General features: G+C 34.4%; 22 protein-coding genes, 1 tRNA gene and 1 pseudogene. 14 read left to right on the forward strand and 10 right to left on the reverse strand.

The window, feature by feature from the left end:
• Nucleotides 1-4 precede the first annotated feature (4 nt).
• The 3 genes from ACYQ0N_RS06900 to ACYQ0N_RS06910 are packed head-to-tail and all read left to right on the forward strand — an operon-like array spanning nucleotide 5 to nucleotide 3988.
• On the forward strand, nucleotides 5-1243 hold the full coding sequence (locus ACYQ0N_RS06900; RefSeq protein ID WP_460162275.1) for a hypothetical protein: 1239 nt from the start codon (nucleotides 5-7) through the stop codon (nucleotides 1241-1243).
• Between the two features lie 7 nt (nucleotides 1244-1250).
• Complete coding sequence (locus tag ACYQ0N_RS06905) at nucleotides 1251-2795, forward strand: lipopolysaccharide biosynthesis protein (protein WP_460162276.1); 1545 nt, start codon at nucleotides 1251-1253, stop codon at nucleotides 2793-2795.
• Between the two features lie 11 nt (nucleotides 2796-2806).
• Entirely contained in the window at nucleotides 2807-3988 is a 1182-nt protein-coding gene (locus ACYQ0N_RS06910) for a CapA family protein (RefSeq protein WP_460162277.1), read from the forward strand.
• Here ACYQ0N_RS06910 and ACYQ0N_RS06915 read toward each other — a convergent pair.
• From ACYQ0N_RS06915 to ACYQ0N_RS06935, 5 genes and pseudogenes are all read right to left on the reverse strand, one after another.
• On the reverse strand, nucleotides 3964-4122 hold the full coding sequence (locus ACYQ0N_RS06915; protein WP_460162278.1) for a hypothetical protein: 159 nt from the start codon (nucleotides 4120-4122) through the stop codon (nucleotides 3964-3966). The genes ACYQ0N_RS06910 and ACYQ0N_RS06915 overlap by 25 nt on opposite strands.
• A 159-nt stretch (nucleotides 4123-4281) precedes the next feature.
• Nucleotides 4282-4563 carry a hypothetical protein gene (locus ACYQ0N_RS06920; protein ID WP_460162279.1) on the reverse strand — a complete coding sequence of 94 codons (282 nt, stop codon included), beginning with the start codon at nucleotides 4561-4563 and terminating at the stop codon, nucleotides 4282-4284.
• Between the two features lie 527 nt (nucleotides 4564-5090).
• On the reverse strand, nucleotides 5091-5579 hold the full coding sequence (locus ACYQ0N_RS06925) for a hypothetical protein (protein WP_460162280.1): 489 nt from the start codon (nucleotides 5577-5579) through the stop codon (nucleotides 5091-5093).
• Between the two features lie 496 nt (nucleotides 5580-6075).
• A complete protein-coding gene (locus ACYQ0N_RS06930) occupies nucleotides 6076-6459 on the reverse strand; it encodes an RHS repeat-associated core domain-containing protein (protein ID WP_460162603.1) in 384 nt (127 codons plus the stop codon).
• A 129-nt stretch (nucleotides 6460-6588) separates the two neighbouring features.
• Nucleotides 6589-6663 (reverse strand): annotated as a pseudogene (locus tag ACYQ0N_RS06935) (IS200/IS605 family transposase); the annotation flags it as partial.
• A gap of 124 nt (nucleotides 6664-6787) precedes the next feature.
• On the opposite strand from ACYQ0N_RS06935, the gene ACYQ0N_RS06940 reads away from it, so the two are divergent.
• Complete coding sequence (locus ACYQ0N_RS06940; protein ID WP_460162604.1) at nucleotides 6788-7015, forward strand: transposase; 228 nt, start codon at nucleotides 6788-6790, stop codon at nucleotides 7013-7015.
• A 9-nt stretch (nucleotides 7016-7024) separates the two neighbouring features.
• On the opposite strand, the gene ACYQ0N_RS06945 is transcribed toward ACYQ0N_RS06940, so the two are convergent.
• Complete coding sequence (locus tag ACYQ0N_RS06945) at nucleotides 7025-7516, reverse strand: recombinase family protein (protein ID WP_460162281.1); 492 nt, start codon at nucleotides 7514-7516, stop codon at nucleotides 7025-7027.
• A 159-nt stretch (nucleotides 7517-7675) separates the two neighbouring features.
• Nucleotides 7676-7750 (reverse strand) — tRNA-Arg (locus ACYQ0N_RS06950).
• A 212-nt stretch (nucleotides 7751-7962) separates the two neighbouring features.
• Here ACYQ0N_RS06950 and ACYQ0N_RS06955 point away from each other — a divergent pair.
• A complete protein-coding gene (locus ACYQ0N_RS06955) occupies nucleotides 7963-8550 on the forward strand; it encodes a hypothetical protein (protein WP_460162282.1) in 588 nt (195 codons plus the stop codon).
• Here the strand turns inward: ACYQ0N_RS06955 and ACYQ0N_RS06960 are convergent.
• Together ACYQ0N_RS06960 and spoIIP are read right to left on the reverse strand one after the other, a co-directional pair.
• Nucleotides 8507-8836: a hypothetical protein gene (locus tag ACYQ0N_RS06960; protein ID WP_460162283.1), complete on the reverse strand. Its 330-nt coding sequence runs from the start codon at nucleotides 8834-8836 to the stop codon at nucleotides 8507-8509. The two genes, ACYQ0N_RS06955 and ACYQ0N_RS06960, sit on opposite strands and share 44 nt — an antisense overlap.
• A 17-nt stretch (nucleotides 8837-8853) precedes the next feature.
• On the reverse strand, nucleotides 8854-9990 hold the full coding sequence (spoIIP, locus tag ACYQ0N_RS06965; protein WP_460162284.1) for a stage II sporulation protein P: 1137 nt from the start codon (nucleotides 9988-9990) through the stop codon (nucleotides 8854-8856).
• Between the two features lie 126 nt (nucleotides 9991-10116).
• On the opposite strand from spoIIP, the gene ACYQ0N_RS06970 reads away from it, so the two are divergent.
• The 6 genes from ACYQ0N_RS06970 to rpsI all read left to right on the forward strand — a co-directional run bounded on the left by ACYQ0N_RS06970 (nucleotide 10117) and on the right by rpsI (nucleotide 14291).
• Complete coding sequence (locus tag ACYQ0N_RS06970) at nucleotides 10117-10986, forward strand: polysaccharide deacetylase family protein (protein ID WP_460162285.1); 870 nt, start codon at nucleotides 10117-10119, stop codon at nucleotides 10984-10986.
• Between the two features lie 145 nt (nucleotides 10987-11131).
• The gene (locus ACYQ0N_RS06975; RefSeq protein ID WP_460162286.1) at nucleotides 11132-11992 is read left to right on the forward strand and encodes a YitT family protein; all 861 of its coding nucleotides are present in this window, start codon (nucleotides 11132-11134) and stop codon (nucleotides 11990-11992) included.
• A gap of 193 nt (nucleotides 11993-12185) precedes the next feature.
• Nucleotides 12186-12353 (forward strand): P-loop NTPase family protein, encoded by a 168-nt coding sequence (locus tag ACYQ0N_RS06980; RefSeq protein WP_177531805.1) that lies wholly within the window; start codon nucleotides 12186-12188, stop codon nucleotides 12351-12353.
• Between the two features lie 232 nt (nucleotides 12354-12585).
• Nucleotides 12586-13158, forward strand: coding sequence for a flavin reductase family protein (locus tag ACYQ0N_RS06985; protein ID WP_460162287.1), 573 nt, complete (start codon nucleotides 12586-12588; stop codon nucleotides 13156-13158).
• A 283-nt stretch (nucleotides 13159-13441) separates the two neighbouring features.
• A complete protein-coding gene (gene rplM, locus ACYQ0N_RS06990) occupies nucleotides 13442-13870 on the forward strand; it encodes a 50S ribosomal protein L13 (RefSeq protein ID WP_460162288.1) in 429 nt (142 codons plus the stop codon).
• A 19-nt stretch (nucleotides 13871-13889) separates the two neighbouring features.
• Complete coding sequence (rpsI, locus tag ACYQ0N_RS06995; RefSeq protein ID WP_177531803.1) at nucleotides 13890-14291, forward strand: 30S ribosomal protein S9; 402 nt, start codon at nucleotides 13890-13892, stop codon at nucleotides 14289-14291.
• Between the two features lie 156 nt (nucleotides 14292-14447).
• Here rpsI and ACYQ0N_RS07000 read toward each other — a convergent pair whose 3' ends face one another.
• Nucleotides 14448-14663, reverse strand: a complete 216-nt coding sequence (locus tag ACYQ0N_RS07000; protein ID WP_177531802.1) for an integrase core domain-containing protein — start codon at nucleotides 14661-14663, stop codon at nucleotides 14448-14450.
• A gap of 84 nt (nucleotides 14664-14747) precedes the next feature.
• Between ACYQ0N_RS07000 and ACYQ0N_RS07005 the strand changes: the two genes are divergently transcribed.
• From ACYQ0N_RS07005 to ACYQ0N_RS07015, 3 genes are all read left to right on the forward strand, one after another.
• Nucleotides 14748-14969 (forward strand): hypothetical protein, encoded by a 222-nt coding sequence (locus ACYQ0N_RS07005; RefSeq protein ID WP_460162289.1) that lies wholly within the window; start codon nucleotides 14748-14750, stop codon nucleotides 14967-14969.
• Nucleotides 14962-15459 (forward strand): DNA topoisomerase, encoded by a 498-nt coding sequence (locus ACYQ0N_RS07010; protein WP_460162290.1) that lies wholly within the window; start codon nucleotides 14962-14964, stop codon nucleotides 15457-15459. The genes ACYQ0N_RS07005 and ACYQ0N_RS07010 overlap by 8 nt, the downstream gene beginning before the upstream one ends.
• 69 nt (nucleotides 15460-15528) lie before the next feature.
• Nucleotides 15529-15891: a hypothetical protein gene (locus ACYQ0N_RS07015; protein WP_460162291.1), complete on the forward strand. Its 363-nt coding sequence runs from the start codon at nucleotides 15529-15531 to the stop codon at nucleotides 15889-15891.
• The last annotated feature ends 5 nt before the right edge of the window (nucleotides 15892-15896 follow it).

The raw sequence follows: 15896 nt of genomic DNA on the forward strand, positions 1-15896 counted from the left end.
AAGAATGAAAAACGTTATAAAGATTTTTCAGCCTGTTATATCAGAACGCACAATAAAATATGTTTATGAAATTTCCGGTGAATGGAGCGAAGCCTTTAATTTATCAGAGAATTTTTTTGTTGAATATAGCTGTAATATTTCAAATATACCGTTTGGAATTGCAGTAATACCTTTTTTATGTAATATACTTCCCATTGTATGGGTATATGACGCCGATGTGTATCTTGAAGTCTGCGATAAAACCTTTTTAGAAAGTATACCTGAATTTAAAAAAGGATATGAAGATATGTATCCCATGCTTGAATTTAAAGGTAATATTCATGCAGAAAATATTGAAGACAACAGTCAAAAAGATAATAAAGGCGCTGTTTCATTTTTCAGTGGAGGAGTAGACGCGTTTAATACATTGGTTAATCATATAGATGAAAAACCGACCTTGTTAACCGTTTGGGGAGCGGATATAACGTTTGAAGATGAAGAAGGCTGGAAAAATGTTTATAATCATATCCGGCAGACCGCTTCACAGTTTGACGTTGAGTTTGTGACGATAAAATCAGCTTTCAGACGTTTTATTAATCCGGGTATATTAAATAAAAAAGTAGAAGCAAGCTGTGATATGTGGTGGCACGGTTTTCAGCATGGAATCGGAATAATCGCACATGCCGCGCCGGTTTGCTATGTAAAAAAGAAAAAAACGGTATATTTTGCTTCGTCCTTTACTGCTGCCGATAAAGGTAAAATAACATGTGCGTCTGATCCTACAATTGATAATTTTGTTAAGTTCGCAGGTTCTTGTGTAGTACATGACGGCTATGAATTCAGCCGTCAGGATAAAGTTCATAATATAGTAGAGTTTTCTAACAAAAATGGAATAAAGGTTCCGCTGAGAGTATGCTGGAAATCAACCGGCGGAAAAAACTGCTGTCAGTGTGAAAAATGCTGGAGGACAATACTGGAGTTAATTGCTGAAGGAGCATCTGCGGAAAATTATGATTTAAATTATAATTATAAGCAGCTAAAAAGTTTTCATAAATTGTTTTATGATAAAAAAAATATACCTGAATATAGGAAAAGCAGCGTTTATTCAGAAATACAAAAGACAATGAGGAAAAATTTAAATTATAATAATTTACCTGCTGAATTGAAATGGTTTTATAAAACAGATATACGTAAGCTTGGGTATCATCCTTATCGTCATTTTTTCGGAAAATGCAAAAGCAAAGCAAAAAAATTAATAGGATAGGAAACATATGAGTTCAAATAAAAAAACAATAATAAATTTGATTTGCAGCCTTATGGTTTTGGCTACTAATATTATTATTAATTTTTGGCTGTCTCCGTTTATAGTAAAAAATATTGGTGTTGAAGCCAACGGCTTTGTTACGCTCGCTAATAATTTTGTGACGTATGCTCAACTTATAGTAACCGCTTTAAACAGCATGGCTGCAAGATTTATAGCAATATCATATGTGAAAAAGGATTACAAAAAGGCCAATTTATATTATAATTCCGTTTTTTGGGGAAATTTAATTATTGTAGCCGTTTTAATTATTCCCGCAATTTATTTTATTGCAAGACTGGAAAATATTATAAATGTACCTCAAAATATAATAACTGATGTAAAATTATTATTTAGTTTTGTCTTTTTTAATTTTTTTATAACTACCGGACTGCCTAACTGGGATTGCGGAACATATGTTACCAATCGTTTAGATCGTTCATATATTCCTCAGATGATTGCGTCAATTGTAAGATGTGCGTTTTTAATACTTATTTTTATGGTTTTTTCCCCCAAGGTTTATTATGTAGGAATTGCGGCTACTATTCTTATTGTTATTAATTTAACTGCAAATTGCTATAATACTCATAAGCTGACTCCAGAGCTGAAATTAAAAAGGAAAATAAAATGCAGTAAGAAAGCGATTGTAGAATTAGTTGGTTCAGGAATTTGGAATGCTATATCAAACGTCGGAAATATGTTATTAAGCGGTTTGGACCTTGTAATATGCAACCTGTTTTTAGGCGCTACAAATATGGGTATTCTATCACTCTCTAAAATAATTCCTAATTATATGCAGCAGCTTTCATCGTCGATTAGGAATGCATTTGCTCCCGAACTGACGATAAATTATGCAAGCGATAATAAGGAGGCGGTTCTTAACGATATTGGAAGGGCAATGAAAATAACTTCAATAATTTTAACGATTCCGATTGCTATTGTTGTTGTTTTAGGAGAAGAATTTTTTAAATTATGGGTTCCGTCTCAGGACGCCAAACTATTGCAGATATTATCTATATTGTCTATACTTGGATATATGTTTACAAGCGGTACGCAGATGCTGTTTAATGTATTTACAACCGTTAATAAAGTGAAGCCTAATGCCATCGCTATGATTGTAAGCGGAGTATGTTCAACATGTATAACTATATTTTTTATTAAATTTACAAATTTTGGAATCTATGCCGTTGCCGGTGTAAGTACTTTATGTAATTTAATTAGAAATATGATTTTTACATTGCCTGTAACAGCCAAGTATTTAGGATATAAGTGGAATAAATTTTTCCCTCAAGTAATAATGACTATAATTTCGTCAATAGGCTTGATAATAGTGTTCTATTTAGTTAATATTATTTTGCCGAAGGCCTCCTGGACTAATTTAATTATTTCCGCAATAATTCTTGGAATAATAGGATTGATTATCAGTATTTTAATATTACTGAATAAAAAAGAAAGGGCTTTTTTACTTAGCAAAATAAGTAATAAAATTCATATAAAAAAATTCAGAAAAAAATAAAGGAGAACAAATTGATAAAATTAACTTTTTTAGGCGATGTAATGTGTAAATCGCAAATAATTACAGCATGCAAAACTGAAGGCGGTTATAATTTTGATTTGATATTTGAAAATATGAAAGAATATTTTAGTGAATCAGACTATGTATTTGCTAATTTAGAAACTCCGGTTTCGTTTGATAATAGAGATCTGACTTCTGAAGAATGGCGTTTTAATTCGCCCTATGAGTTCTCAGAAAGCGTTTATAATTCCGGGATAGATTTTGTTGCAACCGCAAATAATCATTGTCTTGACAGAGGTATTGATGGAATTACTTCAACTATTAAATCATTGGACAAGGTTGGACTTGCACATACAGGTACTTATTTATCAAAAGAAAATAAAGAGCCGAAAGTAGTTACTATAAATGGCGTAAAGCTTGGTATACTTTCGTATACCTATGGAACAAACGCCTTTTCTAATAATGAGTATTTAAATAAAGATGAAAAATATATGGTTAATATGTTTCAAAATCAAGAATTATCTAATAAAGCGCTGAGATATATTTATAAGAACAGAAATGCCGGTCCGTTTAAATTTCTTTATAAATTTTTAGTTAAGTTTAAAATTGCTCAATTTAATAAACCTATATACGAACGGATAGAAAAAAAATCAAAGCAAATGAAAAATTTACTTGAGGATATTAAAGATATAAAAGCGCAAAATGTAGACTTTACGATTATGTATATGCATTCTGGGGGACAATATAACCCAGGTCCGACGGAATATACTAAAAAGCTTTCTTCATATTTAATAAGTAATGGTATAGATATAATTGCAGGAAGTCATGAACATGTCGTACATGGTGGAGATTTTTCCAGAAAAAATGAAGGCAAGCTTGTGACATATTCGCTTGGCAATTTTGTGGGAATTGCCGGTGTTTATTCAAAACCTTTTGATAAAATGGCAGAATATTCTATTGCCTGGAATATTTATTTAGATGATATAAAAAAGAAAATAATAAAGACAACATTCAGTGTTATGAAAACTATTGAGTTATATGAAAAAAAAATTCAGACAGTTCCTGTATACGATTTAATATATAAGAATAACGGTGTTGAAAAAGAAAAATTAATAGCTGACGCGTTATATATCGCTAAAGTATTTTCCGGTCAAAGCTATCAAGAGGTTCAAAAGGAGTTTATAATTGCTTGAATTAATAATGCATCATAGAACACAAAATCATAACCCCTTAAATGATCCCCGTTGAATATAAATGAGAAGCTGTTATCTTCAGAGGCGTCTATAGCCGTATTATGAGGGTAGACATTTTGAGGTTTATACATCATATTATCACTTCCTTTAAAATATTTTTTTGTAATAAAGAAAAAGAGCAAAACAAACAATTAAGTTTGTTTTGCTCTTTTGAATTTTTGCAGCAGATTTGTAATCTCTGCTGATTGAAATTAATCATGGATATAGCATTATACTATACCCATGATTTTTATTCAATAAGATGCAAACTCTTTAATAAGCTCAATAATATTAGGTAAATTACCATTTAATCTGTTGTAGATGAATATAATACCGATAGTAACAAAAAGTGCATCCATTAAATATTCAAATTTATTACTCATATATTTAGCATAAGATACAGTATATTTACCACTTCTGAGCATCTCTTTCCTACGCTTTTTTTTAATTTTTTCAAATTTGATTCGACGATTTATTCCATAAGCTATTGACAATAACCCTAAAAGAATATCCCAATAAGATAGAATCTCTTTCAATTATTACTCCTTTTATATATATTTTACCAATATATTGTTTAATCTATCAATATTATTTTGTGCGTGCTCTTGATTATCTTTATCCAGCCACTCAGAATACCAAGGAAACGCTTTGCTATTATTAAGCTTACAATAAAACAACTTCGGTTTCACTTGAAACCCAAGTTGTTTCATTTTTTATCAAAGTTAAACTTTAATGAGTAAAAATATACTTAATAAGAATGATAATATTAGGCATATTACCTTTTAGCCTGTTATAAATAAATAATATTCCTATTAAAATCAAGAACATATACATTGAATAGTAAAATTTATTATCTATATACCTTGAATAAGATACTATCCATTTTCCAGTTCTCAGCATTTTATTATCATCTATATTTTTTAATTTCTGAAACTTAATCAAACGACAAATCCCAAGTGAAATTGATAATAGCCCTAAAAGAATATCCCAATAAGACAGAATCTCTTTCAATTATTTCTCCTTTTATATATATTTTACCAATATATTGTTTAATCTATCAATATTATTTTGTGCGTGCACTTGATAAAACATTATTTCTTTTTATATAGACCTTTTTACATGTGATGTCAAATTCACAATTATCTAAACATAAGATTTTATGATTTATATATCCATTTGATAATAATTCAAATTCTCCATATCCCCAACACATTTTACCAGCAAACCATTTATGATCTTTTGGTACATTAAATAAATAAGATACCACATTTTTATAGACTAAAAAATAGATACTATTATTAATTTCCAATTTAATTTTTATATTACATTTGTTGTTATATACTTTTTCTACGACAATACTTTTTATTGGTACATCATGGAAGCCATCATTATTATAATATAATTGAAGAAAAAGTTTTGAAAAAGAACTTTCTATCGTCTTAAAATAATCAGAATATGTTTTACAAATTTCCTTCCAAACTTTATTCATTTCTGTTCTCTTTTTCTCATCTTTGTAATCATAATCTAAATATTCTTGCTTAAAATACTTCATGATTTAAACTCTCTAACTAAAATAATAGTGCGGGAACAGGAAAAAAATTAAATGATGGTATGTATACTAGTCCACTATACGGCATTGGCCCTATTATAATGACGTGTTTTCATTCTGGTTGCCTTGTATTGGATTACTCGTCATACCATCTTCATAAATATCCTTTAATTTATTTGTAGATGGTGAAAATTCATTAAAAGGACTTTCATATGCAAAACGTATAGTTTCATCCGCATATGTTACTTGATATACATCATATAATTGATAATATGGTTTACTAACTGTGCCACAGTAGTCATACTCTGCTTTACTCAAAAATTTTTCTTCATTCTTTTTCCAATCCCAACCTGTTTTTTCTTTTAATGTTTTAAGAACTTTAGAAGGTGGAGAGCCAGGAGAATTATTATTTTTATCATGAGGAGAACCATCATCATTCTGTGAATAAGTCTTTTTTCCATTCTTATATGATAAATGTACATGTTGTCCCTTATCATTATTATTGCCATGTGCATTTTCTATTCAGCGAAAGCGGATCTTCTAATTTACCTGCATATGAATCCCTGCTGATAAATCTACCTGTTGCCGGGTTATAATACCTCGCCCTGAGATAAACAGTCGCAGTTTCCTTGTCAAAGTACTCACCGCAGTAACAGAACGCATTCGTATCGTTTTTATCGATATTCTTCTCAACGCCAAAAGCGTCATATGTATACTTCTTTGTAACCTCGCCGTCAGCATTTGTAAGATTTACAACGTCCCCATGCTCATTCTGCGTATAGTAGGTATACTCGGACTTGTTGCCATTTCTGTAGTTGTACTTCGCAACAAGATTTGTGCCTCTGATGTAACAATCAGCTTCATAGAACTGGTTGTCGATAATGTATGCAACAAATTTATTATATCATAATTCCAATGCTTTTGTAAAGAATCAAACCCCCCCGTTAAACGGGTGGTTTGAGAAAGCCCTACCAACTGCATTTCATTCTCAGCTACCACTTAAGGGGTTTTATTATTTCTTTTTATACTTTTCTCTTGTAAATGGATCGGTTGTTTCAAACAGGCTTAACTGATCGCTTACAATATCTGGATATATACTAAAAAAGTGTACAAGTAAGATATAATAAAAACATCAAAATAAAAGACAAGCAGGAGGAATAAAAAATGTCAGGAAAAAGCCCACCAAAGTACACAGAGGAATTCAAAAAACAATCGTAAATTTATATAAAGCAGGGAAAACGTATTCACAGATAAGTCAGGAATACGGAATATCGCAAAGCGCCTTAGCCAACTGGATAAAGAAGTATTCAGAAGTAAAAATGGATGATAACACCATTCTTACCTCCAGGCAAATCAAGGAGCTTCAGAAACGAAATGCACAGCTTGAAGAGGAAAATCTGATATTGTTATATACTCACTTAAATACACATAAATCGTAGAAACAAAACTTAACCTAAAAATCGGGTACAGTTTAAACAAACTTTACCCGATTTCATTCTTTCACGAATTCCCCATTTTATATTCTCGCTCATATTTTTACTTTCTTCTTGTGCAAACGCTGCATATATTGACATATATATTCTCAGCTCCTTATCAAAATTATTTAAATGTTCCTTTTCAAATTCCACTATTATTCCCATATTAAAAAGCTTATACAAGATTTTCAATGTATCAAGTGTATTTCTTCCAAAACGACTGATTGATTTTGTCAGTATCAAATCAATTTTCCTTTTTTCACAATCCTCCAGCATACGTTGAAACTCCGTTCTGTCTTCCAACCTCAAACCTGACATTCGTTCAGCGTATATGTCTACTAAAATCCAATCCTTATTATTTTGTATATATTTTTCATAATAAGCTTTCTGCACAATAAGACTTGATTCCTGCTCTTCGTGATCTGAGCTTACTCGGCAATAAGCTGCTACTTTTAGTTTTGACATTACAATTTCCTCCTTTTTATATAAAAGATAGAATAAAAATAAACAAGAGTTCAACTTACAGGATTTGAACTCTCGTTTTTATTTCTATTATATTGTGGTTTTACATAACAAAAAAGCTACATTTTTGTGCGATTTGCACTAAAAATGTAGCTTTCAACTTGGTACGCCTGAATGGAATCGAACCATCGCACACGGCGTCGGAGGCCGATGCTCTATCCGCTGAGCTACAGGCGCATAAAATATCTTACTTTAAAATTATACCAGATTATCTTGAAATTTTCAAGTAGTTGTGATATAATATTAAAGAAAATTTTTTCTTTTATTAATTTTAATGAAATTAACTGCATATTTTATTAATAATCCGCAAATAAATTTCTATATTTTAAAATGCAAAATATTTTTTAATTATTATACCCGATTATATTATTTACACGGAGATGAAAATCTTGAAAGATAACTATATTTATATTCTTGTCAGTCAGACGGGAACTACAATTTCTAAGATTTTAAAAATATTTACCAGAAAGCCTTATAATCATGTTTCAGTAGCATGCAAAGAGGATCTTAGCGAAATGTATAGCTTTTGCAGAAATAAGCCTGAAAGACCTCTTCCTGCTACATTTAATAAGGAAATAATAGGGGAGGGTACACTGGGAAAATATAGCTTTATTCCATGTGAATTATATAGACTTCCTGTTACAGCGGATCAGAAAATATTATTTATGAAAAACCTTGAGCATTTTAAAAGAAACAGGGAAATTTATTCATATAATTGTATAGGACTGGGTTTTATGTTTTTTAATATCGCTTTTAGCCGTAAAAATAAATTTGTCTGTTCTCAGTTTGTAGGTTATATGCTTGAAAAGTCAGGAATAGAATCGCATATAAGAAAACCCGTCTGTTTGCAGACGCCGGAAGATTTTAGACATATTCAGGGAGCTGAGCTTATTTACAGGGGTAATCTAAATAATTATCCGGATTTTACGGATTTTATTTCAAAGCTTCTTGAACAGTATCCTGTCCGATCCGCATGAAGAGCTTTGCGGTAGCCTTTATTTTATCTGGCATAAGGGACCACGCAGCGGTGTATACCGCTTGCGTATCTGAATTGTTTTCCGGTATAATAAAGCTTCCTCCCAGAATTTTTATCTCCTTACCGTCTGGCTTGTCCGTTATCTGAGCCATTACAAGCTTATCGCGGTTTATTGAATTATAGGAATTAATATACGCTTTCATCAGCCCCCATACAAAGCCGTTTATCATAATATAAATGATAACAGCAAGTATAGAGGCTCTTTTTATTTTTCTTTTATTATTCATTTTTATACTCCATGATTTTAACTTATTTTTTTCAAAGCCTTAGCAAGCGATTTTCCGACAAGCTCTCCGGCATACTTTACCTGTTCAATAGTATTGCCGTGTGTTCCGACTTCTATAAGAAGACTCCCGGTAGTCAGGTCTTGATTGTATTTTCTGTAATCAAATAGTATAGGTCTTGTTAGCCCCTCGTAATCAGAGGACATCTGCTGCTGTAACAATGAAGCGAACCTGAAGTTTTTCATATAATCGGGCATATCCATTGTTCCGTCATCACAGCCGGATATAATCATTACCTGCGCTGATTCCTTGCCTTCAATTTCAACAGTCGGCTGCATTATGCTTTCGTTAGTGCCAATAGCGTCGCGATGTATGTCAAGAACAACCTTGATTGAAGGGTTTTCGGCAAGTATTTTTTTTACTGTTTCCGCACTTCTTTCATAAGAACCGTTGTAAGACGGGTAATCATGAATTGTAGTGTCATGAATTACTCCTATGCCGGCCGCTTTTAATTCTTCAGTGATTTTTTCTCCGACGGCAACGGTATTATAGCTTTCTTCCGTCGTTCGATAATTGAATGAAGGATCAAAAAATTCTCTCACGTAAGGTTCAAAGCTTTCAGTTGTATGAGTATGCATTATTAACACCTGCGGCTCAGAATTCAGTTCTATTTTAAAATCTGGTTCAAGACGGCTTTCTTCAAGCAGAACTCCATTAGAAATATCCGTTTCGTTTCTAACCTGACCGCCGTCGTCAAGAGAAATATATTTAGAACCGCTGTAATTTCCGAACGAGCTTTCATATACTGTATTTTCTTCAGAAATATCCCATTTTTCGGGATAGGGCTTAGGTCCTTTTTCTCCTGAGATTTCTGCATCGGCGCTTTCAGCTTTATTGCTGTCGCTTTCTTCCTGCCATCCAAACCCCTCGGATATTATTTCTTCTTCGCCGAGCAGGCTTTGAATATTAAATTCCGGCTCGCCTGTATATCTGTCCGGATCGTTTTCAAATCCAACTTTAATGTTGCTCAATTTTTGCGCCATTTCAGTAAAAACCGGTGCAGCCTTTGCTCCAAGTCCCGCTGCAAACGGCAGCATTACAGCCGCAATAGCTATTCCGACCTTTTTTAGTCTTCTGCGCTTTATGCGTTTCCTCATTTAACCTCCCGCCTTTACTATTGGTAATTTACTTTCATTATATTCATAAAAACTCTCCGTTATGACGTCATAATTTATACATTATTTAATATAATGTACTATGTGTAATGAAAGGCGTGAATTAAATTGTATCATTGTATTAAATTCAAAAAATTTTTAAAGTTGCTTCTATGCGATCTATTTATAATTTTTTTCGCTTTGGTTATTACTTTTGCGGGACAAAGCAGTTGGAATGCTTATAACGAAGATGAAAAGATATTTCTGCCTGTAATTATGTATCATAGTATTCTTAATGACAGCTCACGGGTAAACGATTATGTAGTAACTCCGGAAATGGTTGAAAATGATTTAAAATATTTAAAGGAACACGGATATAATGCAGTTTTTACAGAAGATATTATTAATTATACAAAAGGAGGCGATCTTCCCCCAAAGCCCGTTATTATAACTGCCGATGATGGATTTTACAATAATTATACTTATTTGGTTCCACTCCTTAAAAAATACGACATGAAAGCTACTATTTCAATTGTGGGATATTACAGCGAAGTTACTGCCCAGGCAGATCCTCATATTCCTGAATATTCATATCTTACCTGGGAAGATATATCTGAGCTTGTGCAGTCAGGCTATATTGAAATTGCAAATCATACATACAATCTTCATTCTGATAAGGGAAGGAAGGGTTGTTCAAAGCTTTCGTATGAGACGGAGGATGAATATGCTGATACCATAATAGAGGATATAGGACTTTGCCAAACTCTTCTTTCAATGAATTGCAGCATTACTCCGGCAGTGTTTACATACCCTTACGGAAGTATATCTAAGGAAAGTATACCGGTTCTTAGATCTATGGGTTTTTCAGCGGCATATAGTTGCTATGAACGTCCAAATTATATAACCAGAGATCCACAATGTCTTTTTACTCTTGATCGTTACAACAGATCGGGAAGATTTACCACAGAGGAATATATGGCGAAGCTTTTAAGGGAATAACAGGTTAATTCAAGTTTGTACTTATATTTTAAGACTGGCAATGCTGATATCAATGCCGGTCTTTTTTATATTCATATATGATATTTTCAATTTATTAACCAATAATAATAAAGCAAAAATTCATTAGGAAATTGAAGGTATTATTATGAAAGTAAATAAGCGGTCAAGATTAAAAAAATTAGCGGCAAATATTTTATTTGATATAATAGGAGGATTTTTTTATTCGACAGGCATATATATATTTGCTAAAAATTCCGGCTTTGCTCCCGGCGGACTTTCCGGTTTGGCTCTTATTATAAATCACTTATGGCGTCTGCCGATTGGTCTGACCACATTAATTTTAAATATTCCTCTTATAATTTTTTCATTTAAATTTCTTGGGAAAAGTTTTCTTATAAAAAGCGTTCGTTCAATGATAATCTGCAATATTTTTATAGATATAATTTTTCCTTATTTTCCTTCATATTCCGGTTCACCGGTTCTTGCCGCATTATATTACGGTATTTTTCTTGGAACCGGCTTAGCTATTTTTTATATGCGCGGATCCTCGTCGGGCGGTACAGATTTTCTTACAATGACTATAAAAACCATTAAGCCTTATTTTTCTATCGGATTTGTTACGATGAGTATTGATTTGATTATTATTTCCCTTGGATGGCCTGTTTTTGGAAATATAGATGCAGTTTTATACGGAGTTATATCTACTTTTATAGCGTCTGTGGTTATTGACAAGATTATGTATAGGGTAGGAGCCGCAAAGATGCTTGTTATTATTACCAAGCATGCTGATATTGTAGCGCAGAAAATTTCTGAGGTGAGCGGAAGGGGTTCTACGTCAATACGGGCTGTCGGAACATTTACCAAGGATGAAAAGAACGTTTTGATATGTGCATGTTCAAATTCTCAAGCCTACGCTATTAAAAAGGAAGCGCAGAAAATAGATGAAAAAATATTTATAATTTTAACTGACGCAAGTAAAATATTTGGGGAGGGATTTATAAATTAAATGACAATTAAGAATTAGTTAATAACTTGAGAAAAATTTCATTATGTGATATAATATTCGCAAGCGATTATTATATATTTATCTAAAATGTCCTCGCGGATGCGCAAATATGAGATTGGCTCCCTGCGTATCGGATAATTATATCATGACCTCTTTGAGTATATGATATAATGACTCAGCCTATAGATTTAATTTGAAGGGTATAACCGATTTAAATCTGATTGTCGGAGAAGGTGAGTTCTTTGGCTTCATCGATCCGTACTGCGCAGAAAAATCAACGACTGTCAGAATTCTTTTAGGACTTATTCGTTCTACTATAGATTATGCCGAGGTTCGTAAATCCTTTGGAAAAAACTACTGAAATACTTTCAAAAGTCGGTTATATACCGTCAGGGCGTATTTTTTATCCAGGTATGAGAGTAGGGGAGCTTATAAAGTTTTCCTCCGGTTTGGGAAATATGGATTAGACTTTGGTTTTTTTCTGGTTTGTCAAATGACGTCGTTACGGTTATAACCGGAATTATTAAATTTAAACGTAAGGATATAGCGGCATAATATAAAAAATAAAATTACATATATTGAAAGGATTTTAAATGGGAAAAATATTCTGGAACGGCGGGACGCTATTGTCTCCGGTACCTCCGGTGCTTGTTTCATGCGGTACGATAGAAAAGCCTAATATAATAACAATAGCCTGGACCGGTATTGCGAATACCAAGCCGCCTATGACTTATATTTCAGTAAGGCCTGAAAGATATTCATATAATATTATTAAGTCGTCTGGCGAGTTCGTTATTAATCTGACTACGTCGGCGCTTGTTAAAACTGCTGATTTTTGCGGTGTAAAAAGCGGTGCAAAAACAGATAAATTTAAAAGCTGCGGATTGCATCCTTCAGCAGCAGAAAAAATCAATGCTCCGATTATTGACGAATCTCCTCTTAGCTTGGAATGCGTTGTTAAGCAGATTATTCCTCTTGGGAGTCATGATATGTTTATCGCTGAAATTGTCGGGACAGATATTGACGAAAGATATATAGACAGCAAGGGCAAGCTTAATCTTCAGCAATGCGGACTTGCGGCTTATTCTCACGGAGAGTATTTTGCTTTAGGAAGAAAACTTGGCGATTTTGGTTTTTCTGTTAGAAAAAAGAAAAGAAAAAAGTAATAAAACACATATAGAATTCTCAAGCGATATATAGTTTTTTTATTTTAGAATGAACTTTAAGAATAAGAGAGAAAACGAGAAAAATGAAGAGAAAACAAGCGAGAACTGAATATAAATTAAAAAAACCGTAAAATCAGTATTGACTTTATTATTTTGATTTGTTATAATTATCCTCGTAATGTCAAGGCTATGGTGCAGTTTACTTGCGGAATGCACACCGAACCGGATTAACCCGCCGAGTTTATAAGCCTTACAAAAAATTAATAACGGAGGAAAACAAATTATGTCAACATTTATGCCAAAGGCTAATGAAGTAAGCCGTAAATGGTATGTATTAGATGCAACCGGCAAACCGCTCGGACGCGTTGCTGCAAAAGCCGCTCATATTCTCAGAGGTAAGCATAAGCCTACCTATGCTCCTCATGTAGATTGCGGTGATCATGTGATTATTATTAATTGTGAAAAAGCTGTTCTCACAGGCAAAAAGCTTGAAAATAAAAATTATTATTGGCATACGGGCTGGATCGGCGGACTGAAATCTATCAGTTATAAGGAAATGATGGAAAAGAATCCTCAGAGAGCTATGACGTTGGCTGTGAACGGTATGCTTCCGAATAATTCTCAGGGAAGAAATCAGATTAAGCGTTTGAGAACCTACAGAAACGCCGCACACAAGCATGAGGCTCAGAAGCCTGTTGCCTACGAATTATAATATAAGGAGGAAAGCTTAAATGTACGAATCAAAAACTAAATATTACTACGGTACGGGCAGAAGGAAGCATTCTGTTGCCAGAGTCAGAGTTTATCCAGGATCAGGAAATATCACAATTAACGGAAGAAACATTGATGAATATTTCGGTCTTGAAACTCTTAAGCTGATAGTTCGTCAGCCTCTTAATTTAACTGATACAAGCGATAAATTTGATATAATATGCACAGTTACAGGCGGCGGTGTAACAGGTCAGGCTGGTGCAATCAGACACGGCCTTTCAAGAGCGCTTCTTGTTTACGATCCTGAGCTTCGTCCGACTCTTAAGAAGGCTGGATTCTTAACTCGTGATCCAAGAATGAAGGAAAGAAAGAAGTACGGTCTCAAGGCAGCCCGTCGCGCGCCTCAGTTCTCGAAGAGATAAGAAATCTTCTCAAAAACGGCTATATTATGTTGCTTACGAGATTTCAAATCTTGTTTGGTCAGCTTTTGGACAACTTATAAAGATCAAGTTTACCTTACTGTTAAACTGAAGGTGTCAAGCAAAAGTAGACAATAAAAAAGACTTAAAATAAATAAGTTAAGCAAAGCCTTGTTCAGTTTTGAACTGAACAGGGCTTTTTCTACCGCATTTGGTTGAAGGACGTTCAGTATTGTAGTATTTAACATATTCAGTTATCAAGGATTCAATGTCATCACATCGATAAAGATTGAAATCTTTATATAATTCTTCTTTAACCCAACCGTTAATTGATTCAATAATCGGGTTATCCGTTGTTGTTCCTACTTTTGACATAGACCTATGTTGGATATATACTAAAAAAGTGGACAAGTATTATATAATAAAAACATCAAAATAAAAGACAAGCAGGAGGAATACATGGGAGAAACGGCGGAGGGCATGGTAACGCTTCTTAGCGAAAAGCTCCCCTTTCTGTCCGGCATGGATTTTTCGCTGGAGGTTGGAAAGCTCCTAAACATCAAAAAGGTATCATACCACCATGCAATCATACCAACAAGGGAGCTTTCTAAGACTGACCTTTCCGCGCTGCCGGAAAGTGAGCGAATATCCTTACCCTTGCTGGGACGCGCCTATGTATGAAGCCGCCGCGACGCACACCTTTGAAGCGATTACGACGGTTTTTTCCTGCGCGGGAGAAGAATTTACCACCAAAGGAAAGACCGTCCTTTCTGCCGGGTGGAAAGAGATAGAACGCCGTTTTGCGGAAACCCTCAAAGGAAAGCCGGAGGAAGAAGCCGGGGAACCGTCCGCGCTGCCGGAGCTTTTTAAGGAGCAGACCTTTGAACACCCGGCGGCAAGGATAACGGCGTATGACACTACGCCGCCAAAGCCACACAATGAAGCGTTGCTGCTCTCTGCTATGGAACGCGCCGGGAACGAGGAAACCGACCCGGACGCGGAACGCCGAGGGCTTGGAACGCCCGCCACCCTCGTCGCTGTCATTGAAAAACTGATAAACGGTGGCTTTGTTACCCGTAAAGGAAAACAGCTACTTCCTATAAAGGGCGGTATCAACCTTGTATGCGTCCTGCCGGAAACCCTCACTTCCCCGAAGCTGACCGCAGAATGAGAAAACCGTCTGACCTAGATAGCAAAGGGGCAGGCAGACCCGGAACACTTCATGCAGGAGATTGAGGAAATGGCTCGGGAGCTTGTAAAGACCTATCCTTTCCTTTCCGACGACAAATCGCAGCTTTTCGTGCCGGAGCGTGAGGAAACCGGGAAATTCCCCCGCTGCGGCTGTCCCGTCTATGAGGGAAAGAAAAAATATTACTGTTCTAACAAAGAGTGCAGCTTTACCATGTGGAAAAATGACCGTTTCTTTGAGGAACGGAAAGTAATATTTTCCCCGAAAATCGCCGCCGCGCTCTTAAAGAACGGCAAAGCAGATATAAAAAAGCTCTATTCCCCGAAAACGGGCAAAACCTACGCCGGGAGCATTGTTTTAGCCGATACGGGCGTGAAATACGTCAATTGTCGGGTGGAGCTTCTGAAGATATAAGTAAC

Source organism: Ruminococcus sporogenes (genome assembly GCF_054655175.1).